The 21899-nt window shown below is 69.1% G+C and carries 24 protein-coding genes; 4 read left to right on the top strand and 20 right to left on the bottom strand.

The window, feature by feature from the left end; translation table 11 throughout:
- Positions 1–2 precede the first annotated feature (2 nt).
- The 15 genes from ccmI to AC5WJ1_RS19115 all read right to left on the bottom strand — a co-directional run bounded on the left by ccmI (position 3) and on the right by AC5WJ1_RS19115 (position 14012).
- Positions 3–1202 (bottom strand): c-type cytochrome biogenesis protein CcmI, encoded by a 1200-nt coding sequence (gene ccmI, locus AC5WJ1_RS19185; protein WP_494476893.1) that lies wholly within the window; start codon positions 1200–1202, stop codon positions 3–5.
- Positions 1199–1666, bottom strand: a complete 468-nt coding sequence (locus AC5WJ1_RS19180) for a cytochrome c-type biogenesis protein (RefSeq protein ID WP_494476892.1) — start codon at positions 1664–1666, stop codon at positions 1199–1201. The genes ccmI and AC5WJ1_RS19180 overlap by 4 nt, the downstream gene beginning before the upstream one ends.
- Positions 1659–2201, bottom strand: a complete 543-nt coding sequence (locus AC5WJ1_RS19175) for a DsbE family thiol:disulfide interchange protein (RefSeq protein ID WP_133095347.1) — start codon at positions 2199–2201, stop codon at positions 1659–1661. Before AC5WJ1_RS19175 ends, AC5WJ1_RS19180 begins: the two co-directional genes overlap by 8 nt.
- On the bottom strand, positions 2198–4234 hold the full coding sequence (locus AC5WJ1_RS19170) for a heme lyase CcmF/NrfE family subunit (RefSeq protein WP_494476891.1): 2037 nt from the start codon (positions 4232–4234) through the stop codon (positions 2198–2200). Before AC5WJ1_RS19170 ends, AC5WJ1_RS19175 begins: the two co-directional genes overlap by 4 nt.
- Positions 4231–4701, bottom strand: a complete 471-nt coding sequence (gene ccmE, locus AC5WJ1_RS19165) for a cytochrome c maturation protein CcmE (RefSeq protein ID WP_133095345.1) — start codon at positions 4699–4701, stop codon at positions 4231–4233. Before ccmE ends, AC5WJ1_RS19170 begins: the two co-directional genes overlap by 4 nt.
- Positions 4698–4856 carry a heme exporter protein CcmD gene (ccmD, locus tag AC5WJ1_RS19160; protein ID WP_133095344.1) on the bottom strand — a complete coding sequence of 53 codons (159 nt, stop codon included), beginning with the start codon at positions 4854–4856 and terminating at the stop codon, positions 4698–4700. Before ccmD ends, ccmE begins: the two co-directional genes overlap by 4 nt.
- A complete protein-coding gene (locus AC5WJ1_RS19155; protein WP_494476890.1) occupies positions 4853–5623 on the bottom strand; it encodes a heme ABC transporter permease in 771 nt (256 codons plus the stop codon). Before AC5WJ1_RS19155 ends, ccmD begins: the two co-directional genes overlap by 4 nt.
- A complete protein-coding gene (ccmB, locus tag AC5WJ1_RS19150) occupies positions 5620–6297 on the bottom strand; it encodes a heme exporter protein CcmB (protein WP_135703709.1) in 678 nt (225 codons plus the stop codon). Before ccmB ends, AC5WJ1_RS19155 begins: the two co-directional genes overlap by 4 nt.
- A complete protein-coding gene (ccmA, locus tag AC5WJ1_RS19145; RefSeq protein ID WP_494476889.1) occupies positions 6294–6944 on the bottom strand; it encodes a cytochrome c biogenesis heme-transporting ATPase CcmA in 651 nt (216 codons plus the stop codon). Before ccmA ends, ccmB begins: the two co-directional genes overlap by 4 nt.
- A 3-nt stretch (positions 6945–6947) precedes the next feature.
- The gene (locus AC5WJ1_RS19140; protein WP_116319902.1) at positions 6948–7535 is read right to left on the bottom strand and encodes a cytochrome c3 family protein; all 588 of its coding nucleotides are present in this window, start codon (positions 7533–7535) and stop codon (positions 6948–6950) included.
- Positions 7536–7593: 58 nt separating this feature from the next.
- Positions 7594–8124, bottom strand: a complete 531-nt coding sequence (locus tag AC5WJ1_RS19135) for a nitrate reductase cytochrome c-type subunit (RefSeq protein WP_133095341.1) — start codon at positions 8122–8124, stop codon at positions 7594–7596.
- Positions 8125–8150: 26 nt separating this feature from the next.
- The gene (napA, locus tag AC5WJ1_RS19130) at positions 8151–10646 is read right to left on the bottom strand and encodes a periplasmic nitrate reductase subunit alpha (RefSeq protein WP_494476888.1); all 2496 of its coding nucleotides are present in this window, start codon (positions 10644–10646) and stop codon (positions 8151–8153) included.
- Positions 10643–10969, bottom strand: a complete 327-nt coding sequence (locus AC5WJ1_RS19125) for a chaperone NapD (RefSeq protein WP_133095339.1) — start codon at positions 10967–10969, stop codon at positions 10643–10645. The genes napA and AC5WJ1_RS19125 overlap by 4 nt, the downstream gene beginning before the upstream one ends.
- Positions 10970–11055: 86 nt before the next feature.
- The gene (gene napE, locus AC5WJ1_RS19120) at positions 11056–11220 is read right to left on the bottom strand and encodes a periplasmic nitrate reductase, NapE protein (protein ID WP_029044694.1); all 165 of its coding nucleotides are present in this window, start codon (positions 11218–11220) and stop codon (positions 11056–11058) included.
- A gap of 137 nt (positions 11221–11357) precedes the next feature.
- Positions 11358–14012 (bottom strand): winged helix-turn-helix domain-containing protein, encoded by a 2655-nt coding sequence (locus tag AC5WJ1_RS19115; RefSeq protein ID WP_304524028.1) that lies wholly within the window; start codon positions 14010–14012, stop codon positions 11358–11360.
- Positions 14013–14420: 408 nt separating this feature from the next.
- Between AC5WJ1_RS19115 and AC5WJ1_RS19110 the strand changes: the two genes are divergently transcribed.
- Complete coding sequence (locus AC5WJ1_RS19110; RefSeq protein WP_135703711.1) at positions 14421–15416, top strand: tripartite tricarboxylate transporter substrate binding protein; 996 nt, start codon at positions 14421–14423, stop codon at positions 15414–15416.
- Positions 15417–15454: 38 nt separating this feature from the next.
- Here AC5WJ1_RS19110 and AC5WJ1_RS19105 read toward each other — a convergent pair whose 3' ends face one another.
- The 5 genes from AC5WJ1_RS19105 to AC5WJ1_RS19085 form a co-directional block, all read right to left on the bottom strand.
- Positions 15455–15805 carry a fimbrial protein gene (locus tag AC5WJ1_RS19105; protein ID WP_195431475.1) on the bottom strand — a complete coding sequence of 117 codons (351 nt, stop codon included), beginning with the start codon at positions 15803–15805 and terminating at the stop codon, positions 15455–15457.
- 197 nt (positions 15806–16002) lie between these two features.
- Entirely contained in the window at positions 16003–17226 is a 1224-nt protein-coding gene (gene serA, locus AC5WJ1_RS19100; protein WP_434034212.1) for a phosphoglycerate dehydrogenase, read from the bottom strand.
- 136 nt (positions 17227–17362) lie between these two features.
- Positions 17363–17884 carry a hypothetical protein gene (locus tag AC5WJ1_RS19095; protein ID WP_133095404.1) on the bottom strand — a complete coding sequence of 174 codons (522 nt, stop codon included), beginning with the start codon at positions 17882–17884 and terminating at the stop codon, positions 17363–17365.
- A gap of 119 nt (positions 17885–18003) precedes the next feature.
- Positions 18004–18198, bottom strand: coding sequence for a hypothetical protein (locus AC5WJ1_RS19090; RefSeq protein ID WP_133095334.1), 195 nt, complete (start codon positions 18196–18198; stop codon positions 18004–18006).
- A gap of 146 nt (positions 18199–18344) precedes the next feature.
- Positions 18345–18626: a hypothetical protein gene (locus tag AC5WJ1_RS19085; protein ID WP_135703714.1), complete on the bottom strand. Its 282-nt coding sequence runs from the start codon at positions 18624–18626 to the stop codon at positions 18345–18347.
- A 351-nt stretch (positions 18627–18977) separates the two neighbouring features.
- Here AC5WJ1_RS19085 and AC5WJ1_RS19080 point away from each other — a divergent pair, with 351 nt between their 5' ends.
- From AC5WJ1_RS19080 to AC5WJ1_RS19070, 3 genes are read left to right on the top strand one after another with little or no spacing between them, the layout of a single operon-like run.
- Entirely contained in the window at positions 18978–19784 is an 807-nt protein-coding gene (locus AC5WJ1_RS19080; protein WP_133095332.1) for an HpcH/HpaI aldolase family protein, read from the top strand.
- Between the two features lie 54 nt (positions 19785–19838).
- Entirely contained in the window at positions 19839–20720 is an 882-nt protein-coding gene (glxR, locus tag AC5WJ1_RS19075) for a 2-hydroxy-3-oxopropionate reductase (RefSeq protein WP_434034210.1), read from the top strand.
- Between the two features lie 2 nt (positions 20721–20722).
- The gene (locus tag AC5WJ1_RS19070) at positions 20723–21877 is read left to right on the top strand and encodes an L-talarate/galactarate dehydratase (protein WP_133095330.1); all 1155 of its coding nucleotides are present in this window, start codon (positions 20723–20725) and stop codon (positions 21875–21877) included.
- Positions 21878–21899 lie beyond the last annotated feature (22 nt).

Raw genomic sequence — 21899 nt, 5'->3', positions numbered from 1 at the left:
CGCTATGGCACGGCGGCGTCGATGGCGATCCGCACGCCTTCGCTGCCGACTGCCAGCGGACCGCTGCGCCCGACCAGGTCGCCCGACTGCGGCATGGCATTCCCGCTCGCGGAAATGCGCGCCTCCACCACCACCTGCGTGTGTGCCGACAGCTTGCGGTCGGGCCGCATCGCCATCGCGTCGTCCAGCGTGAACGTCAGCGGCAGGTCGCGCGCCTGCCGGCGCAGCACCGCCAGAGGCATGCGCGAGCCGTCGGCGGGCAGGGCGTAGACGAACAGGGTGTCGCCCGGCTGCGGCGTGCGCCCGGCCTTTTCGCTGAGCGTGACCATGCCGGTAATCTGCGCCGGCTGCGCGGCGGACGTGCCACGCGCCGCGGCGAGGTTGGCGGCCACGCGCGCCGCGGTCTGCGAGTCCGGGGGCAGCAGCCGGTGCAGGTGTTCCCAGTAGCCGATCGCCGCCTGCTTGTCGCCGCGCTCCACCGCAGCGCTGGCCGCCAGTGCCAGGGCCTTGGGGTCATCCGGATCCAGCGCCAGTGCCCGGCTGATCTCCGCCATGGGCGCGCCTTGCAGCGAGCCGTTGTTGAGGCTGGCCAGCACGTCGGCGTAATCGGCGCGCAGCGATGCCACCTCGGGCGCCAGCTCGACGGCGCGGGCGTAGGCCGCGGCCGCGTCGGCATACCGCTCCAGCACGCTGTAGGAGCGCGCCAGCATGGCCCAGCCTGCGGGATCGGCCGGCGCTTCGCGAAGCCGCTGCGCCAGCTGGTTGACCATGCCTTCTACCTGCGCGCCGCTGAGCTGGTGCTGGCTGCCGCCGGCCTCAGGCATGTCGCCGGCGCGCCAGAGAGCGACGGGGTTGCCCAGGTGCAGATAGAGCAGGATGGCGGCACTCGGCAACGCCGCCAGCAACGCCGCGGCGAGCAGTGCAGACGTGCTCGCGCGGGGTGTGCCGGTGGCGGTGTCCGCGGCTTCATCCAGCAGCCGGCGGCCGAGTTCGTCGCGGGCCTCGGCATGCCGGGCCGCGCTCAGCGTGCCGGTGCGCAGGTCGGCGTCGAGTTCGCGCAACTGGTCGCGGTACAGGTCGACCAGCAGCGTGCGCTCCGGCGTGCCAGGGTCGGTAATGGCGTGGCGGCGCAGCAGCGGCCACAGCAGTCCGGCCATGGCGGCGGCGATCAGCGCGGCGGCGAGCAGCCAGAAGGTCGTCATGGTTGTCTGGGGCCGGCAGGATCGGCGGAGGCGTTGAGCAGGCTTTCGAGGTCGCGCCGCGCGCTGTCGTCAAGTGCAGCGCCCGTGCTGCGGTGACGCGCGCGAGCCCGCACGATTGCCCATGCGACGCCGGCAACCAGCAGCAGCGGACCAAACCACAACAGCCACGTCAGCGGCCGCAGCGGCGGCTTGTACAGCACGAAGTCGCCATAGCGCTGCACCAGGTAGTCCTTGACCGCCTGGTCGCTGGCGCCGCCGCGCAGCTGCTCGCGGATCTGGCGGCGCAGGTCGACGGCCAGGTCGGCGTTGGAATCGGCCAGCGTCTGGTTCTGGCACACCAGGCAGCGCAGTTCATTGGACAGCGCATGCACGCGCGCATCGAGCTCGGCCTCGGTCGGCGCGGCAGCCGCCAGCAGCGGCAGGCAGCATAGCCACAGGGCAAGCGCAGCGCGCAGCCTACGCATGGCCGCCTCCCTGGCGCTGCAGCCGCTCGATCAGCGGGATCAGCTTCTGCTCCAGCACCTCGCGGGTGACCGGGCCGACCTGGCGGTAGCGCACCACGCCCTGCTGGTCGATGACAAAGGTCTCGGGCACGCCATAGACGCCGTAGTCGATGCCCACGCGCCCGTCGGCGTCGACCAGCGATGCGGTGTAGGGGTTGCCGAGCCGCTGCAGCCAGTCGCGTGCGGCGCCGGCCTCGTCCTTGTAGTTCAGGCCGTACAGCGGCACCGGCGCGTGCGCGGCGAAGTCGACCAGCACCGGATGTTCGGTGCGGCAGGCCGCGCACCACGAGGCCCACACGTTCAGCAGCCACACCTTGCCGCGCATGTCGGCGGACGCCAGCGTGCGGCCTTCCGGTTCCAGCAGCGGCAGCGTGAAGGCCGGCGCGGCCTTGCCTACCAGCGGCGAGGGCAGCTCGCGCGGATCGTGGCGCAGCCCCGCCGCCAGCGCAACGGCGAGCGCGAGGAAGGCGGCGAGCGGCAGCAGGAAGCGGGTCATGCCGGCGTCTCCTCGCGCGTGGAGGCCAGCGCGGGCGCGGCAGGTTCAGTCACCGGTGCGGGCGCGGCTTCGGCCGCGACGCGGCGGCGCAGCCGGTAGCGCTTGTCGCACGCGGCCACCAATCCGCCCAGCGCCATCAGCACGCAGCCGGCCCAGATCCAGTCGACAAAGGGCTTGACGTGGATGCGCACGGCCCAGGCGCTGCCATCGACGCTGTTGGCCACGTTCTCGCCCAGCGCCACATACAGGTCGCGCGTCAGGCCGCTGTCGATCGCGGCCTCGGTGGTCGGCATGTCCTGGCTGCGGTAGATGCGGCGCTCGGGATAGAGCACCGCCACGCGCTTGCCGTCGCGCGATGCGGACAGCGTGCCGCGCAGCGCGTCGTAGTTGGGACCGGCGACCTGCCTCACGCCGGCGAAGCGGAAGTCGTAGCCGCCGACGCTGACGGTATCGCCCGCGCGCATCGGCAGTTCGCGCAGGCTTTCCTGCCCGGTGACCAGCGTCACGCCCGCGATGAAGATGCCGACGCCGGCATGCGCCAGCAGCATGCCCCAGTAGCTGGGCGCGAGCTGCCGCAGCGCGCTGAACCTGCGCCCCTGCTGGTGGCGCAGCCGGGCCGCCAGGCTCGCCACCGCGCTCAGCACGCACCATGCCGCCAGCAGCAGCCCCAGCCCGGTCATGGCGGAGGCGTTGCGCAGCACCAGCAGCAGCCCCAGGCCGATGGCCACGCTGGCGATGCCGGCCCAGCGCAGCCGCCGTGCCATGTCGGGCAGGCTGCCATGGCGCCAGCGCGCCAGCGGCGCCGCGCCCATCAGCAGCACCGCCGGAGCCATCAGCGGCACGAACACCTGTTCGAAGTAGGCAGGGCCGACCGAGATCTTGCCCAGTCCCAGCACATCGACCAGCAACGGGTAGAGCGTGCCGAGCAGCACCGTCGCCGCCGCCACCGCCAGCAGCACGTTGTTGGCCAGCAGCAGCGATTCGCGCGAGACCGCGGCAAACTCGGCCCGCCGCGACACGCACGACAAGCGCGGGGCGCGCCATGCGTACAGCGCCAGCGCGATGCCGGTGAGCAGGCCGAGCAGCGCCAGGATGAAGATGCCGCGCCTGGGATCGACCGCGAACGCATGCACCGAGGTCAGCACGCCGGAGCGGACCAGGAAGGTGCCGAGCAGGCTCAGCGAGAACGTGAAGATGGCGAGCAGCACGGTCCACGCGCGGAACGCGCCGCGCTTCTCCGTGACCGCCAGCGAATGCATCAGTGCGGTCCCCGCCAGCCATGGCACGAACGAGGCGTTCTCGACCGGATCCCAGAACCACCAGCCGCCCCAGCCCAGCTCGTAATATGCCCACGCGCTGCCCAGCATGATGCCCAGCGTCAGGAACGCCCACGCCACCGTGGTCCACGGCCGCGACCAGCGCGCCCAGGCGGCGTCGACGCGCCCGGCCAGCAGCGCCGCCACGGCAAAGGCAAAGGTCACCGAGAAACCGACATAGCCCATGTAGAGCAGCGGCGGGTGGAAGACCATGCCGGGATCCTGCAGCAATGGATTGAGGTCGCGCCCCGCCATCGCCGGCGGCAGCAACCGTATGAAGGGGTTGGAGGCAAACAGCAGGAACAGCAGGAAGCCCGCGCTGATCGCCCCCATCACGCCCAGCACGCGCGCCACCGCCGCAAGTGGCAGTTGCCGGCTGTAGCGCGCCACCGCCAGCGACCACAGCGCCAGCATCAGCGTCCACAGCAGCATCGAGCCTTCATGCCCGCCCCATACCGCTGCAATGCGGTAGGCAAGCGGCAGGGCGCTGTTGGAGTTGGCGGCGACATAGCGCACGCTGAAGTCGCTGGCGGCGAAGCTCCATGCCAGCGCCGCGAACGACAATGCCACCAGCACGCATTGCACGCGCGCCGCCGGCCGCGCCACCGCCATCCACGCCAGCCTGCCGCTTGCCGCGCCGGCCAGCGGCACTGCCGCCTGCACCAGTGCGACCAGCAGCGCGACGATCAGCGCGAAGTGCCCCAGTTCGGCGATCATTGACGCGCTCCCTGCGTCGGCGCACCGGCCATGCGGCGGTTCACCTGTTCAGCCTGCCTGAGAGCATCGGCGGCTTCGGGCGGCATGTAGTTCTCGTCGTGCTTGGCCAGCACCTCGCTGGCGACGAAGGTGCCGTCGGCTTCCAGCTTGCCGCGCGCGACCACGCCCTTGCCCTCGCGGAACAGGTCGGGCAGCAGGCCGCGGTAGCGCACCGGCACCTGCCGCGCGGTGTCGGTGACGACGAAGCGCACGGTCATGCCGTCGCCTTCGCGCCGGATCGAGCCGGGTTCGACCAGTCCGCCAAGCCGGAAGCTGCGCGCCACCGGCGCTTCCTGCGCGGCCACCTGGCTGGGGCTGAAGAAGAACACCAGGTTGGAGCGGAAGGCATTGAGCACCAGCGCCAGCGCGATGCCGCCGCAGGCCAGGGCCGCGGCGAGCATGCCGAAGCGGCGCTGGCGCGGCGTCATTGGCGCGTGCTGGCCTGTCGCGCGCTGGCGCGGCAGCGGCGCGCCAGCAGCACCAGTTCCAGCGCCAGCAGCAGCGCGCTCATGCCGAACGCGCCGGCGATGAAAAGGCCATGGTGCCCGTATGGCAGCACCTGCGGGAGCAGCGAATGGGTCATGATGTCTCTCCGGTAACCGGCACTTCGCCGCGCTCGCGCAGGATGCAGCGCACGCGCACCAGCGCCACGGCGATGGTGTACATCCAGCACGCCAGCGTCATCAGCAGCATGCCCGCCAGCATGGTGGCCGCCATCGACGGCGCCGCCGTCAGGCTGACCGAAGCGCCCTGGTGCAGCGTGTTCCACCACTGCACCGAGAAGTAGATCACCGGGATATTGGCCACGCCCACCAGCGCCAGCACCGCGCAGGCGCGCTCGGCGCGGCGCGGCTCGTCGATGGCAGATTCCAGTGCGATAAAGCCGAGGTACAGGAACAGCAGGATCAGCTCGGAGGTCAGCCGCGCATCCCAGACCCACCACGTGCCCCAGGTCGGCTGGCCCCACAGCGCACCGGTCCAGAGCGCCAGCGCCGTGAACAGCGCGCCGGTGGGCGCCAGCGCCGAGGCCATCATCGACGACAGCTGTGTGCGCAGCACCAGCGCCAGCGCGCAGTAGCCGGCCATGACCAGGTAGATGAACATCGACATCCATGCCGCCGGCACGTGGATGAAGATGATGCGGTAGACCTCGCCCTGCTGCGCGTCGGTGGGCGCCAGGGCAAAGCCGACATACAAGCCGGCGAGGGCGAACACCGCCGCCGCGGCGAAGAACCACGGCGCCATGCGTCCGGCCAGCGGATAGAACCGTACTGGCGCCGCGTATGCCGTCCAGGCAAAACGCGCCCGCGGCGCCCCGGCAGTGGGCAGCGATGGCAGCGGCTGGCTCATGCCGGTGTCTCCATGGCGATGCGTAGCCCCGCGGCAGTGGCCAGCGGGCACAGGAACAGCGACAGCGCCAGGCACGCGCCCAGCAACGAGAACTGCGGCACCACGTCGAGCCCGGCGTCGGCCGCGGCCGCGGCGCTGGCGCCGAACACCAGCACCGGCACGCACAGCGGCAGCACCAGGATGCACAGCAGCACCGCGCCGCCGCGCACGCCCAGCGTCAGCGCGGCGCCCACCGCGCCGATCAGGGAGAGCGCCGGCGTGCCAACCAGCAGCGAGGCCGACAGCAGCAGCGATGCACCCCATGGCAGCCCGTACTGCTGCGCCAGCAACGGTGTCAGCAGCAACAGCGGCAGCCCGCTGGTCAGCCAGTGCGCCGCGATCTTCGCCAGCACCAGCAGCGCCAGCGGATGCGGCGACAGCAGCAGCTGGTCGAGGCTGCCATCGGCGTGCTCCTGCGCGAACAGCCGCGACAGCGACAGCATCGACGCCAGCAGCGCCGTGACCCACAGGATCCCGGGCGCCAGCGCGCGCAGCTGCTGCGGCTCGGGACCGATCGCCAGCGGGAACAGGCTCGCCGCGATGACAAAGAACACCACGCTGCCGAACAGGCTGGCGCGCCGGCGCCAGGACAGCGACACGTCGTGCGCGACGATGGCGGCCAGGGTGCGGGTCATGCCACCGCCTCCAGCCGCAGCACCGTGCCGCCGGCGCGCAGCAGCTGGTGGGTGGCGATCACGGCCATGCCGCCCGCTGCCAGGTGCGCGTCGAGCTGCGCGTCGAAGCGCGCGCAGGCGTCGGCATCCAGCGCTGCCACCGGTTCGTCGAGCAGCCACAGCGCGCGCCGCGCCAGCGACAGGCGCGCCAGCGCTACGCGCCGCCGCTGCCCTTGCGACAGCGCGCGCACCGGCGTGTGCGCGACACGCTCCAGCGCCTGCGCGGCCAGGGCACTCGCGACCGTGCCGGCCGCGTCGGTGCCGGCCATGCGCGCGGCAAAGCGCAGGTTTTCAGCCGGGCTCAGGTCCGGGTCGATGGCATTGGCATGGCCAACATAGGCCAGCGCCTGCAGGTAGGCAGGATCGCCGGCGCGCAGCGGCCGGCCGTGCCAGTGCAGCGTGCCTTGGTCCGGCACGGCGAGGCCGCACAGCACGCGCAGCAGGCTGGTCTTGCCGCTGCCATTGGCGCCCAGTACCTGCAGCAGGCAGCCGGGCGACAGCGCCAGGTCGATGCCGCGCAGCACCGGGCGGCCGGCGCGCGACAGCCCGAGTCCTTCACCGCTCAGCGCGGGAGGGATCGAACCGGGCCGGGCGGCGGGTGGCAGCACGCGTCATTTCTCCTCGGCCTTGGATACGTCCGGCAGGTGGTGCGCGATCCCCTTGTGGCAGTCGATGCAGGTCTTTTCCTTGTTGGCCAGGTAGGTCGAGTGCATGGCTTGCGCGCGCGGGCTCTGCCGCGTGAAATCCATCGACTGGTAGTCATGGCAGTTGCGGCATTCCAGCGAATCGTTGGCCTTGAAGCGGGCCCATTCGTGCTGCGCCAGCGTGAGCCGGTGCGCCTGGAACTTCTCGCGCGTGTCGACGGTGCCGAAGATCTTGGCCCAGACCTCCTTGGACGCCTGCATCTTGCGCGCCATCTTGTCGGTCCAGTTGTGCGGCACGTGGCAGTCCGAGCATTTGGCGCGCACGCCGCTGCGGTTGGTGAAGTGGATGGTGCCCTGCAGCTCCTGGTAGACGTTATCGCGCATCTCGTGGCAGCCGGTGCAGAACTGCTCGGTGTTGGTCAGTTCCAGCGCGGTATTGAACGCGCCCCAGAACACCAGGCCGGCAATAAAGCCGCCCAGCGTCAGGAAGCCCAGGCTGAAATACGCGCTGGGCCGGTTGATGGTCCGCCAGTAGCGCTTGAGCAGGTCGAGCATGGCGCGCATCCGCAATGAGGTTGAAGTCGGGGCCGGGCGCTGCTATTTGGTTGCTCCCTTATTTGGCCGCTCCCTTGGTGTCGGCCGCTCCTTTGGCGCCGGGCTTGCGCTTGAGCATCTGCTCGACATCGATGAAGCTATTGCCCACCAGCGGCTTGGCGTCCGCCTGCGGCACGTGGCACTGCGTGCAGAAATAGCGGCGTGGCGACACCTCGGCCAGCACGTTGTTGTCGCGGTCCATGTAGTGCGTGATGCTGACCGGGATCGCCTGGGTTTCTTCGGTGCGTGTGCGCGCGTGGCAGAACATGCAGCGGTTGAAGTCCTTGTCGAGCTGGTAGCCGTCGATCTTGTGCGGGATCGTCGGCGGCTGCATGGTGTAGTTGCGGTTGCGGCGGATGTCCTTGTTCTCGGTCGGGTACAGGATCGGCGCCTTGCTTTCGTTGGCGATGGGGGTGGGCCCGCGCATGGCATCGACCACCCCCTGCTGCTGTTGCTGCTGCGCGCGCGCCGGCAGCGGCAACGCCGCCAGCACCGCCAGCAGCAGCGTGAGCAAAGCCAGCAGTGGCAGCCAGGATCGACTCGGTTTCATGGCGTCTCCCTGTGGTATCGGCCGCGCTAGACCTTGACGATCTTGACCGCGCACTTCTTGAAGTCGGTCTGCAGCGAGATCGGACAGGTCGCATCCAGCGTTACCTTGTTGATCAGCTGGCTGGCGTCGAACCACGGCACGAACACCAGCCCGCGCGGCGGCGCGTCGCGCCCGCGGGTCTCCAGGCGCGAGCGCATGCGCCCGCGCCGCGACACCACTTCCACTTCCACGCCGCGGCGCAGGCCCATGGCCTTGGCGTCCTCGGGATGCATGAACACCACCGCGTTGGGGAAGGCGCGATACAGCTCGGGCACGCGGCGCGTCATCGAGCCGGAATGCCAGTGCTCCAGCACGCGCCCCGTGACCAGCCAGTACGGATACTCCTGATCGGGCGATTCGGCGGGCGGCTCGTAGGGCAGGGCGAAGATCACCGCCTTGCCGTCGGGGTTGCCATAGAACTGGTAGCCGGTGCCGGCCTTCACGTAGGGATCGCTGCCTTCGCGGTAGCGCCAGCGCGTTTCCTTGCCGTTGACCACCGGCCAGCGCAGGCCGCGCGCCTCATGGTAGGCGTCGAACGGCGCCAGGTCGTGGCCATGGCCGCGGCCAAAGGTGGCGTATTCCTCGAACAGCCCCTTCTGCACGTAGAAGCCGAAGGCCTTGGCCTCGGCGTTGCGGTACTCGGTGCTGACTTCCTTGAGCGGGAACTTGTCGACCTGCCCGTTGCGGTAGAGCACGTCGAACAGGGTCTTGCCACGGTATTCCGGCTTCTTAGCGATCAGGTCGGCGGGCCAGACGTCCTCGACCTTGAAGCGCTTGGAAAACTCCATCAGCTGCCACAGGTCGGAGCGCGCCTCGCCCGGCGCATCGACCAGCTGGTGCCAGAACTGCGTGCGGCGTTCGGCATTGCCGTAGGCGCCTTCCTTCTCGACCCACATCGCGCTGGGCAGGATCAGGTCCGCCGCCAGCGCGGTGACGGTGGGATAGGCGTCAGACACCACGATGAAGTTGGCGGGATTGCGGTAGCCCGGCAAGCCCTCTTCCATCAGGTTTGCCGCCGCCTGCATGTTGTTGTTGACCTGCACCCAGTACGCATTGAGCTTGCCGTCCTTGAGCATGCGGTTCTGCAGCACGGCGTGGTAGCCCGGCTTGTCGGGAATGGTGCCCGCCGGCAGCTTCCAGATGCGCTCGGCTTCTTCGCGGTGCTTGGGATTGGTCACCACCATGTCCGCCGGCAGCCGGTGCGAGAAGGTGCCCACCTCGCGCGCGGTGCCGCACGCGGACGGCTGCCCGGTCAGCGAGAACGGGCTGTTGCCCGGCGTGGCGATCTTGCCGGTCAGCAGGTGCAGGTTGTAGACCATGTTGTTGGCCCAGCTGCCGCGCGTATGCTGGTTGAAGCCCATGGTCCACAGCGACATCACCTTGATGTTGGGATCGGCATAGAGCTCGGCCAGCTGGTCGAGCTTGGCCTTGGGCACGCCCGACAGCTTGCTGACGGTATCGGCGTCGTACTTGGCCACGAAGCGCGCGAAGTCGTCGAACGTGATCGGGCGCGAGGCGCCGGGATCGGCCGCGTTCTTGGCCGCCTTCTGCAGCGGATGCTCGGGACGCAGCCCATAGCCGATGTTGGTCACGCCTTCCTTGAACACCGTGTGCTTGTTGACGAAGTCCTTGTTGACCTTGTTGTTCTTGATGATGTAGTGGGCGATGTAGTTCATCATCGCCAGGTCGGTCTGAGGCTTGAAGATGACCGGGATGTCGGCCAGGTCGAACGAACGGTGGGTGAAGGTCGACAGTACCGCCACGCGGGTCTTGGGATGGCTCAGGCGCCGGTCGGTGATGCGGGTCCACAGGATGGGATGCATCTCGGCCATGTTCGAGCCCCACAGCACGAAGGCATCGGCCGCCTCGAAATCGTCATAGCAGCCCATCGGCTCGTCCATGCCGAAGGTGCGCATGAAGCCCTGCACCGCAGATGCCATGCAGTGGCGTGCATTGGGATCGATATTGTTGGAGCGGAAGCCGGCCTTGTACAGCTTGGACGCAGCATAGCCTTCCCATACGGTCCACTGGCCCGAGCCGAACATGCCCACCGCGGTCGGGCCTTTCTCTTTCAGCACGCGCTTGAACTGGCGCTCCATCTCGTCGAAGGCGCGTTCCCAAGTGACCGGCGCGAATTCGCCGTTCTTGTCGTACTGGCCGTTCTTCATGCGCAGCAGCGGCCTGGTCAGCCGGTCCTGGCCGTACATGATCTTCGACAGGAAATAGCCCTTGACGCAGTTCAGCCCCTTGTTGACCTCGGCCTGCGGGTCGCCGTTCGTGGCAACCACCTTGTTGTCCTTGACCGCCACCGTGACCCCGCAGCCGGTGCCGCAGAAGCGGCACGGCGCCTTGGACCATTTCAGCTTTGTCACCTCGCTGTCCGTGACAAAGTTGGCGGCTCCGGCCGGCAGCGTGACGCCGGCCACCGATGCCGTTGCGGCGACGGCGGTCTGCTTGATGAAATCGCGGCGGGAGATGTTCATCTGGCGCCCTCCTCGTAGATGGTCTCGCTCATGGCATCGGCGTCTTCGTTGTGCTGGTAGACAAGCGCGGCCGACAGCACGCCGGGGAGCTGGTGGAGGTAGGTGAGGTGCGCGGCAATGGCGCGCGAAGTGGGCGCTTCGATGGTGACCACGAGCTTGCCGGCATCGCTGGCGGCGTGGACCTCTGCGCCGGTGAGGGATTCGATGGCGCTGCGCACTTGCGCCACGCTGGCCGGATGCGCATGCACGACGATACCGGCAATATGCCACTCGTCGCTGGCTGGCAGCGGCTGGATGGGGATCGCACATCTGGCTGCGGGCATGCGGAAGCTCCGGTTCAATGCCGTTTCAGTCTGTGCTGCAGCTTGTTCTTATCTAACATCAATGGCGCCAAAGGCGCGCCACGCGTTCAGTGCGTTGGGGGGCCGCTGACCAGCTGGGTCATCCAGACAATGAACCCATAGCCTGCCACGACGATGACGGAAAGCACCGGCACCATCACGGCGGTCAGGAACAGGAAGCTGCGCAGTTCTTCTTTCTTGCGCTGCGGATCGTGGACTTCCCCGGTTTCCATCATGACTTGAAGTAATCGGTGAAAGTGGTCAGGCAATGCACCTGATGCGTAACACCATTAAAGGAAGCGCGGTCGAAGGTGTCAAGACTGCACTCGTGCGGCGTTCTGGCGGCTTTTGCAAGATCTGGTGCGATGGCTCACGCAAGCAGCCCGCGCGCCCGCGCCAGCGCGACGGCCTCGGTGCGGCTCTGCGCGCCCAGCTTGGCATGGATGCGGCGCAGATGCGACTTGACCGTCAGTTCCGAGACAAACAGTTTCTGCGCGATAACCCGATTGCGGTATCCGGCCGACAGCATATGCAGGACTTCGAGTTCGCGCGCGGTCAGCGGATCGGCCGATCCAGCCCTGGCCGTGGGCGATTCAACCGCGGGCGGGCTTGCCTGCGTGCCGGCATCACGGCCTTGCTGCAGCCGTGCCAGCAGCCCGGCCACGAACGGCGCCGCCACACCCAGCGCCGCAGCCTGCGGCAGGTGCGTGGCAGCCCAGCCGCATAGCAGCGCGGCCACGCGCTCGCCTTCGTCCAGGAAGCTGCGCACAAAGCCTTCATGGCTCGCCAGCCGCAATGCCTCGGTGATATCCTGCAGTGCCGCATCGCGCTGGCCCAGGCCGTCGAGCGCGGCGGCGCGCAGCAGGCGCAGGCGGATCAGGCGCCAGTAGCGCTGGTGTGCCAGCGCGGTGGCAATGGCAGGTTCGAGCAGGTCGCGAGCGTGGGCGAATTCGCCTTGCGCGATGGCGAGGCGGCAACGCGCCACGCTCGGCCGCTCGATATCGTTGGCGTGGCCGGCGGCGTCGCCGGCTTCCCAGGCGCCGTACAGCTGCGCGGCGCGCACGGCTTGGGCGGCGGCTTCGAGCCGGCCTTCCAGCGTGGCGACGCGCGCGCGCTCCAGCCACGCCGAGCACACCGCGCGCGCGGCACCGGCCTGCTGGCCGAGCTGCTCGAGTTCGGCAAGGCGCTGCAGCCACTGGCCGCGGTCGCCGCGCAACAGCGCCACGCGGGCGCTCAGCACGTGGCAGGCGATCAGTGCGTCGGGCGGGCCATTGCCCTTGCTGTAGGGCAGCGCGCCGGCGAGAAGCCGCTCGGCATGGTCGATGGCATCGTGCTCGTACAGTGCCTGCGCCCAGCAGATGTCGCTGGAAGGCTTGCCGCCGGTGACTTCGCCGGGCGTCGCGCTCCAGCCGCCCCAGCTGCCGCCGGAGGCCGCGCGCAAGCGTGCCAGCGCATTGCCGAGCCGGCCCTGTACCAGATCGATCACGCCTTCCAGGCTGTCGGTGATGCCGCGCATCGGCAGCGGGCGCGGCGCGCGCTGCATGGCGCGCGACAGCACGCTGCGGGCCTCGTCGTAGCGGTGCGTGCAGATCAGCGCATAGGCCAGCGAATTGGCGAGGATGCAGTACTGGAAGCTGTCGTCCGGCGCGAGCCGGTGCAGGTGGGCCGTGGCGGCGTCGCGGCAGGCCTGGACCCGGTCGGCCATGGCCAGCACCACGCAGTGCAGCGTCTGCGCCTCCACGGCCACGCTGGTGTCGGCAACCGCTGCCTGCGCCAGGAAGGGCTCGACCGCGGCCATGGCCTCGCCGTGGCGGCGGTTGAGCAGCAGCGCCCAGGCGCGCGTCAGCGCAAGCGTGGGCAACCGGCCCAGCGCCGCCGGTGCAACCTGGTCGAACCAGCGCAGCAGCAGCCGCACGCGGCCGGTGGCCAGCAGCGCGCCCGATTCGCTGGCGATTGCGGCCAGCGCTTCGTCGTGGCGGCCTGCCTGCAGCAGGTGGTCAACAGCCGGTACCGGGTAGCCGTTGGCCAGGTACCAGCGCGCGGCGGCAAGATGCAGCTGCGGCGCGCGGCCCGGTGCCTGCGCGGCCAGCCGGTGCTGCAGGAAGCTGGCGAAGAGGCGGTGGTAGCGGAACCAGTTGCGCTCGGCGTCGAGCGGGAACAGCAGCAGGTTGGCGCGCTCGAGGTGGTCGAGCATCTGGCGCGCGTCGTCGCGGCCGGTGAGGGCATCGCACAGCGGTGCGCTGAGCTGGCCGAGCACGCTGGTGTCTAGCAGGAAGGCGCGGCAGGCGTCGGACTGCCGCGCGAGGATGTCTTCGGCAAGGAACTCGCCCAGTTCCAGGTGTGTGCCGGAGAACGACGCGACAAAGGCCGCGTGGTCGCTGCGCTGCTGCAGCGACAGCGCCGCGAGGTAGATCGCCGTGGCCCAGCCCTCGGTGCCGCGGTGCAGCGTGGCGATGTCGGGGTCGCGCAGCGGCAGGGCGCAGCGGCCGCGCAGCAGCTCGGAGGTCTCCTGCAGAGAAAAGCGCAGCGCCGCCGGCGCGATCTCCAGCAGCTGGCCGCGCGCGCGCAGGCGCCCCAGGCCCAGTTCCGGCGTGGCCCTGGACCCGGCCACCAGCGTGCCGCACTGTGGCAGAGCCGCGATCAGCTGCTGCAGGAAGTCGAGCGCTGGTGCGCCATGCAGCGTTTCGAGATCGTCCAGCACGATCGCGAACGGCTGTGACGCGCTGCCCACCCGCTCGAGCAGGGCGTGCGCCAGCCGCGGGCCGCTGTCACCTGTCTCGGCCGACGCCCCACGTTTGCCGCGCAATGGCGCCAGGCCCGCTTCCAGGTGCACCAGCAGGCGCTCCAGGTCGTTGTCGCCGGCGTCCAGGCGCAGCCAGGCGACCGCATGGTGCTGCGCCAGGCAATGCGCGGCGTATTGCTGCATCAGCGTGGTCTTGCCGAAGCCGGCGGCGGCGCGCAGCACGATCACGCGTGCCGCGCGCGCTTCGGCCATCTGCGCCACCAGGTGCGGGCGGTGCAACATGGCCGCATGCGCCACCGGCGGGGCGAGCTTGGAGGCAAGGACGGCGGGCCGGGGCCGGACGGCCCCGGCGGTGGCGTGAAGGGCAGGCGGGTGCGAGACGTTCCTGGGGCGCCATGGCGCGGGCGGGGCTTGAGTGCGGCCGATTCTTCCACGTGCCTCAGGGTTGCGTCCTAGTTCGTTTGGACGATTTTGGCGGCCGGTGGGATTTTGCTCCTTTCGATGGACGACACCGCCGCGTGCCGCGCCTAAAGTGGCCCGCACGCGCCGCTGGGCGCGCAGCAGGGAGCCATACCGGCACCTGCCCGGAACGGCACGCAGAGGCCGGCCGGCAGCGTGGCGCAGTACAGGCCGGCACGGGCGCTGCCCGGATGCCACCGGCCCCATGACAGGAAACCAAGGAGACAAGCAATGCAGCAAGGCAGGCGCAGGGTACTGCGGCAACTGGGTCTTGGCGCCGCGGGCGCGGCCCTGGCGGGCACCGGCTGGACGGCACGAGCGCAAGGCGCGGCCTATCCGGCACGCACGGTGCGCATCGTGATGCCGTACGCGGCGGGCGGCACCGGCGACGTGGTCGCGCGCGCCATCGCCGACGGCCTGGCCAAGGCCTGGGGCAAGGCCGTGGTGGTCGACAACCGGCCCGGCGCCGGCGGCATGATCGGTGCCGACATGGTGGCCAAGGCCGAGCCCGACGGCTATACGCTGCTGTTCGCGCTGACCGGGCTGGTGCAGGCGCCCAGCCTCTATACCAAGGCGACCTTCAACCCGGTGCGGGACTTTGCGCCGATCTCCGAACTGGCAACGTCGCACCTCGCGCTGGTGGTGCAGCCCGACGTGCCCGCCGCCAGCATCAGGCAGCTGGTCGACTACATTCGCAAGCTCGGCAAGCCGCTGCCGTACGGTTCGTACGGGCTGGGCTCGAGCGGACACCTTTACATGGAGATCTTCGGCCGCAACGCGGGCGTGCCGCTGACCCACGTGCCGTACAAGGGCGAGGGCCCGATGCTCAATGACCTGCTCGGCGGCCAGCTGCCTGCCGCCATGGTGGCCGCGGTGTCGGCGCGCCAGCATGCGCGTACCGGCAAGCTCAAGGTGATCGCCGTTGCCGGGCAGGCACGCTCGCCGCTGCTGCCCGACGTGCCGACGTTCCAGGAGGGCGGCGTGCCGGGATTGGAGCGGCAGGGATGGATCGGCCTGTTCGCGCCAACGGGAACGCCACGCGCCATCGTCGACAAGGTGTCGGTCGACGTCAATCGCGTGCTGACCAACGCCGACCTGCGCGCGCGCATGGTTGACCTCGGCATCTTGCTGAAGGGTTCATCGCCGGCGGCGTTCACCGACGTAGTGAAGCAGGAGCAGGCCTATTGGGCCGAGGCGATCCGCGCCTCGGATATCCGGCTCGATTGAACGAAAGCACGGGCGGCCGCGCCGCCCGTGTGCCACGCCTACTGGTAAGTCACTACCATCATGTAGCCGTCCGGCCTGCCGCGCCGCCCGCCGAGCAGGCTGCGGAACACCGGCTCCACGCGCATCGTCGCCGTGGCGACACGCGCGTGCGCGCCGGCGCGCACCGGCGGCATCGGCACTGGTGCCGAGACCGTCCGTCCCGTAGCATCGACGCAGCGCGCGTGCACTTGTACCGCCGTGGGCGTGAAGCCGCATGACGGATTGACGATGGCCCCGCGAAACGTGATCGTGCCCGTTTGCGCCACCGCGATGCCGGCCAGGGCCAGCGCCAGGACTCCACCCACTATCAGCTGCCCGGTGATGCCGGGAACTGCCCCGCTTCGTTTCATTGATCTCATGTCATCACTCCGCTGTCGGTGTGGTGCGGATGCAAGCCCCGAGCGATGCGGTGCTGCCACTGCGCGAACGGTAGGGGCAGAACATGCGCCACTTGATGATAGTGGCCGCAATAGTGATTTCTTGGGACTTGGAACAATGCTGTGACCATTGCTCCGGCAAGCGGGGCGCAGGGCGCCCTGCAACAGCATCAGCCAGCCTGGCCAGTGCCTTCCCGCAGGATCAGGCGCGAGCGCGCGAAACCGGCGTGCGTGCGCAGCGCCTGCATCAGCTGGTCCGACGGCACGCGGTCGAGATCGGTCACCACATAACCGGTGGTGCCGCGCGTCTGCAGGTGCTGGCCGGTGATGTTGACCCCTTCCTGCGCCAGCAGCGTATTGAGCGCTGCCAGCGCACCCGGCGCGTTGCCATGCACGTTGAGCAGCCGCGCCGGTGCCTGCAGGGGACCTGGATCGACCTCGGGAAAGTTCACCGCGCCGATGGTGCCGCCGGTCGCCAGGAAGTGCGCCAGCTTGGCCGCGACCTCGGCGCCGATATTCTCCTGCGCCTCTTCGGTGCTGCCGCCGACGTGCGGGGTCAGCAGCACGTTGGACAGGTTCTGCAGTTCGCTGATGAACGGATCGTTGTTGGTCTTGGGCTCTTGCGGAAACACGTCGATGGCGGCGCCGCCCAGGCGTTTTTCGCGCAGCGCCGCGGCCAGCGCGCCAATGTCGACCACGCTGCCGCGCGAGGCATTGATCAGGATCGCGCCAGGCTTGAACGCGGCCAGCACGCTCGCATCGATCATGTTCCTGGTGCGCGGCGTGGCCGGGACATGCAGCGTCACCACCTCGGCCTGCGACACCGCTTCTTCGAGCGAGCCCGCGGCACGCGCCGAGCCGTGCGACAGCCGCGCCAGCACGTCGTAGTAGACCACGCGCATGCCCATCGATTCGGCCAGCACGCCGACCTGCGAGCCGATATTGCCGTAGCCGACGATGGCGATGGTCTTGCCGCGCGCCTCGAAGGCGCCGCTGGCCCCCTTGGCCCACTTGCCGGCATGCGCGAGCGTGTTTTTCTCGGGGATCCGGCGCAGCAGCATCACCGCTTCGGACACGACCAGTTCGGCCACCGAGCGCGTGTTGGAAAAGGGCGCGTTGAATACCGGAATGCCCGCATGCGTGGCGGCCTCCAGGTCGACCTGCGAGGTGCCGATGCAAAAGCAGCCGATCGACAGCAGCCCCGGGGCGCTGCGGATATCGTCGCCGCGCAGGTGCGTGGCCGAGCGGATGCCGACTATGTCATGGCTGGCCAGTACTTCGCGCAATTCAGGACCGGCCAGTGCACCGGTCCGGCGTTCGACCTGCAAGCCGGCTTCGGCCAGCCGTGCGGTGGCGCTCTGGTGAATGTTCTCGAGCAGGATCGCAGTGGTCACGTTCGTTTTCCGCGTGGAGGGATGGGTCTACCCTCCATTCTGCGCGCAAAACGGCACGGGACCCCGGGAGTCCCTGCTGCCGGCAATGACACCGGCATGCCTGGGACAACGCGCCCGTGCGTTGCCCCGTGCCGGTTCAGCGCGAGCGGCGCGAGTCGCCGCCGAGCGGGTCGACGATGATCATGGTCTGGCGCAGCACTCCGCCGTCATCGAAGTAAGCGCTGAAATGCGCGCTCTGCAGGCCGTCCTTGTACATCCGCCACGACCACGCCTCGCGCTTCATCAGGGGATAGTACTGGATGGGTTCGCGGGGCAGGCCGAAATGCTCCTGCATGTCTTTCTTGGTCCAGACATTGACCTGGGCACGATAGACCTCCATTTCGGTCAGCATCTGGCGGTAGCTGGTGAGCCTGCCGCCGGCATCGAAATCGGCGGCGTAGACCTCATGGCCGAAGGGCTGGCGCGACCACAGCCAGCGCGTGGTGCCGTCGGCCAGGCGGAAAGTCTCGGTGGGTGGCCCGAAGGTCTGGCGCACGGCACTTTCCGGGCTGCCGATCAACTTCTGTCCGGTCTGTACGGGCTGCAGCGTGGCGCAGCCCCCGAGCGTGCCGGCCAGCCATGCGGCCGCGCACAGGCGGCCGGCGAGCCGAAGTTGCATGCGAAGCTGCATGGCGTTCTCCTGCGGGCGTCATGCCCGCATCCGCCATTCTCTGACCAGTGCGATGCCCGGCGCAACAGGTGCCCGACGTGCCGGGGCGCCGGGCGCCGCCGGGACGATCAGCAGCGGCCCTTCTTGGCCTGGCCCGGCGGACAGAAGGATTCGTTGCCGTACGGGTCGACGCGGCAATTGCCCTTCTTGGCCTGGCCCGGGGGGCAGCCGGGACCCCCGCCGCCATACGTGTCATACGGGGCAACCACGCAGCCGCCGAGCAGGGCGCTACACGCAACGAGCAATGCCAGGACGGATTTCATCGATTTCTCCTTGTTGTGGGGGATCCGAATGCGCAGCAGGATAGTGCGTCGGCCTGTCGTCAATTGTAAGGAATAGTGAATAGACGAGCCGCGCCCGGCGCCGGGGATGGCGCCCGGATGCGTGCTGGAATATTCGAGCCGCGACGTTACGGCAGGTGCCGGCCGGGCAGCCGGGATGCCGGCGCGCCGGTGGGGCGGGCGGCCTGGCCCGCGGTGCCTTGCCGGCGTGCCGGGCCGGCCTTGGCCTGCCCGGTACCGCGAGGCGCCGTCAGCCGGCGGTCGCCGTCGATGCGCTCCGCCGGCGCGGAAAATGCCCCGATCCTGACGGGCTCGCCCATGCCGCCGGTAACGTGCTGCGCATGGGCGATGCCGGAAGCCGCGGCCAGCAGCGCGGCGGCAACAAGGGGGAGGGCAGGAAGTCGAGGCATGGAAGGTTCCGGTCGTCGGTGCCGTACGGCACGTGGCAGACGGATGTGTCGCGGCTTCGTGCGGGCGACGGGAGCATAGCCGAGCTTGCTAGCCGTGGGTGTAATAGATTGTTACTCGGTCGCCACCTAGCCATCATCAGTCATCATATAACATTGAGCAATTCGACGCCTTGGCGGATTCTGGCGGACTCAAAGTTTTAAACCGGCGGAATTTGCAACTTTATAGGCCAATATACGGCACATTGTTCCGACTGAAGTACCAAGTATACCGGGTAATCCCCAGCACAATCTTTGTCGTATCCTCATAAAATGTTGTACGACAACGTATTACGAATGCCAAGGGAGACCCAGATGCGCGAGAACCGGATCCGGAAGATGTGGGCGGCGGGCCAGGCCGTGGTGAATGGCTGGCTGTCCATCCCCAGCGCCTTTGCCGCCGAGACCATGGCCCACCAGGGCTGGGACTCGCTCACGATCGACCTGCAGCATGGCGCGCTTGACTACGCCGATGCACTGGCGCTGCTGACAGCGATCTCGACCACGGACACCGTGCCGGTCGTGCGCGTGCCGTGGAACGAGCCCGGCATCCTGATGAAGGTGCTCGATGCCGGCGCGTATGGCGTGATCTGCCCGATGGTCAATACCCGCGCCGACGCCGAGCGCCTGGTGGCCGCCACGCGCTATCCGCCGCTGGGCGCGCGCAGCTTCGGTCCGATCCGCGGGCTGCTGTACGGCGGCGCCGACTACGCCCAGCACGCCAACGACACCGTGGTGGTGCTGGCGATGATCGAGACCCGGCAAGGGCTGGAGAACCTGGACGAGATCCTGTCGGTCGACGGGCTCGACGGCGTCTATATCGGCCCGTCCGACCTGTCGCTCGCGCTGGGCTGCCGGCCGACCTTCGACGACGTCGACCCGCCCGTGGCACAGGCCATCGAGCACGTGGTTGCCCGAGCCAGGGCGCACGGGCGTCTCGCGGGCGTCCATAACGGCGCGCCGGCGGCCGCGTTGCGCCGCATCGGGCAAGGCTTCGGCTTCGTCACGGTCAGTTCCGATGCGCGGCTGATGGCTGCAGGCGCGCAGCAGGTCATGGCCGAGATGCGCGCCGGACAGCCACGGCAGACCGCGGCCCCGGCGCCCGGCAGCAGCGGCTACTAGGCCCGCCTGGCCACAAACAACACCGAACCGTACCGAACGCAAGGAGAGCAAAACGTGAAACTCGGATTCATTGGCCTTGGCATCATGGGCAGCCCGATGGCGCAGAACCTGATCGCCGGCGGGCATGAAGTCAGGCTGTCGAGCCGCAGCGGTGCGCCGCGGGCGCTGGTCGACCTGGGCGGCATCGCCTGCGCGTCGGGCCGCGAAGTGGCGCAGGGCGCCGACATCATCTTCCTGATGGTGCCCGACACCCCGCACGTCGAAGCGGCGCTGTTCGGTGAAGACGGCGTGGCCGCCGGCCTGAGCGAGGGCAAGATCGTGGTCGACATGAGCTCGATCTCGCCGATCGCCACCAAGGGCTTCGCCAGCCGCATCAACGCGCTGGGCTGCCGGTACCTCGATGCGCCGGTGTCCGGCGGCGAGGTCGGCGCGCGCAACGGCACGCTTTCGATCATGGTGGGCGGGCCCGAAGCAACCTTCGCGACCGTGCGGCCCCTGTTCGAGCTGATGGGCAAGAACATCACGCTGGTCGGCGACAACGGCGCCGGCCAGACCGCCAAGGTCGCCAACCAGATCATCGTCGCGCTGAACATCGAGGCCGTGGCCGAGGCGCTGCTGTTCGCCGCCAAGGCCGGCGCCGACCCCGCGCGCGTGCGCCAGGCGCTGATGGGCGGCTTTGCCTCGTCCAAGGTGCTGGAGGTGCATGGCGAGCGCATGATCAAGCGCACCTTCGAGCCCGGCTTCCGCATCGGGCTGCACCAGAAAGACCTGAACCTCGCGCTGTCCAACGCGCGCGAAATGGGCGTGTCGCTGCCCAGCACGGCGACCTGCCAGGAGCTGTTCAACGCCTGCGTGAGCCACGGCGGTGCTGGCTGGGACCATTCCGCGCTGGTGCGCGCGCTGGAGCTGCTGGCCAACCACGAAATCGGATCCTGAACATGACTGCAACCACATCGTCCACCCAACCCGCCGACAGCATCGCCTGGATCCGGCTGTCTTCCAGCTACCTGCCGCTGGCCACGCCGATCAGCGACGCCAAGGTGCTGACCGGCCGGCAGAAGCCGATGACCGAGGTGGCGATCCTGTTTGCCGAGATCCGCACCGCCAACGGCCATGAGGGGCTGGGCTTCAGCTACAGCAAGCGCGCGGGCGGCCCCGGCCAATTCGCGCACGCGGCCGAGATCGCGCCGGCGCTGATCGGCGAAGACCCGAGCGATATCGCGCGCCTGTGGGACAAGCTGTGCTGGGCGGGCGCGTCGGTCGGCCGCAGCGGCCTGTCGACGCAGGCCATCGGCGCCTTCGACGTGGCGCTGTGGGACCTCAAGGCCCGCCGCGCCGGCCTGTCGCTGGCCAAGCTGCTGGGCGCGCATCGCGACGCGGTGCGCTGCTACAACACCTCGGGCGGTTTCCTGCATACGCCGCTGGACCAGCTGAAGGTCAATGCCGCGGCTTCGGTCGAGCGCGGCATCGGCGGCATCAAGCTCAAGGTGGGCCAGCCCGACGGCGCGCTCGACATCAAGCGCGTGGCCGCGGTGCGCGAGCACCTGGGCGACGCGGTGCCGATCATGGTCGACGCCAACCAGCAATGGGACCGCCCGACCGCGCAGCGCATGTGCCGCACCTTCGAGTCGTTCAACCTGGTGTGGATCGAAGAGCCGCTCGACGCCTACGATCACGAAGGCCACGCCGCGCTGGCGACGCAGTTCGACACCCCGATCGCCACCGGCGAAATGCTGACCAGCGCCGCCGAGCACTGGGACCTGATCCGCCACCGCGCCGCGGACTACCTGATGCCCGATGCGCCGCGCGTCGGTGGCATCACGCCTTTCCTCAAGGTGGCGGCACTGGCCGAGCATGCGGGGCTGATGCTCGCGCCGCATTTTGCGATGGAACTGCACGTGCACCTTGCCGCCGCGTATCCGCGCGAGCCGTGGGTCGAGCATTTCGACTGGCTCGAGCCACTCTTCAACGAGCGCCTGCAGATCCGCAACGGCCGCATCCAGGTGCCGACCGCGCCGGGATTGGGCCTGAGCCTGAGCGAGCAGGCAAGGGCCTGGACGCGCCAGCAGGCGGAATTCGGCCAGCAGCCGTAACCCCGAACAACCCATATACAAG

Source organism: Cupriavidus sp. MEYA8 (assembly GCF_059278825.1).
This window is presented reverse-complemented; position numbering and strand designations above follow the sequence as displayed.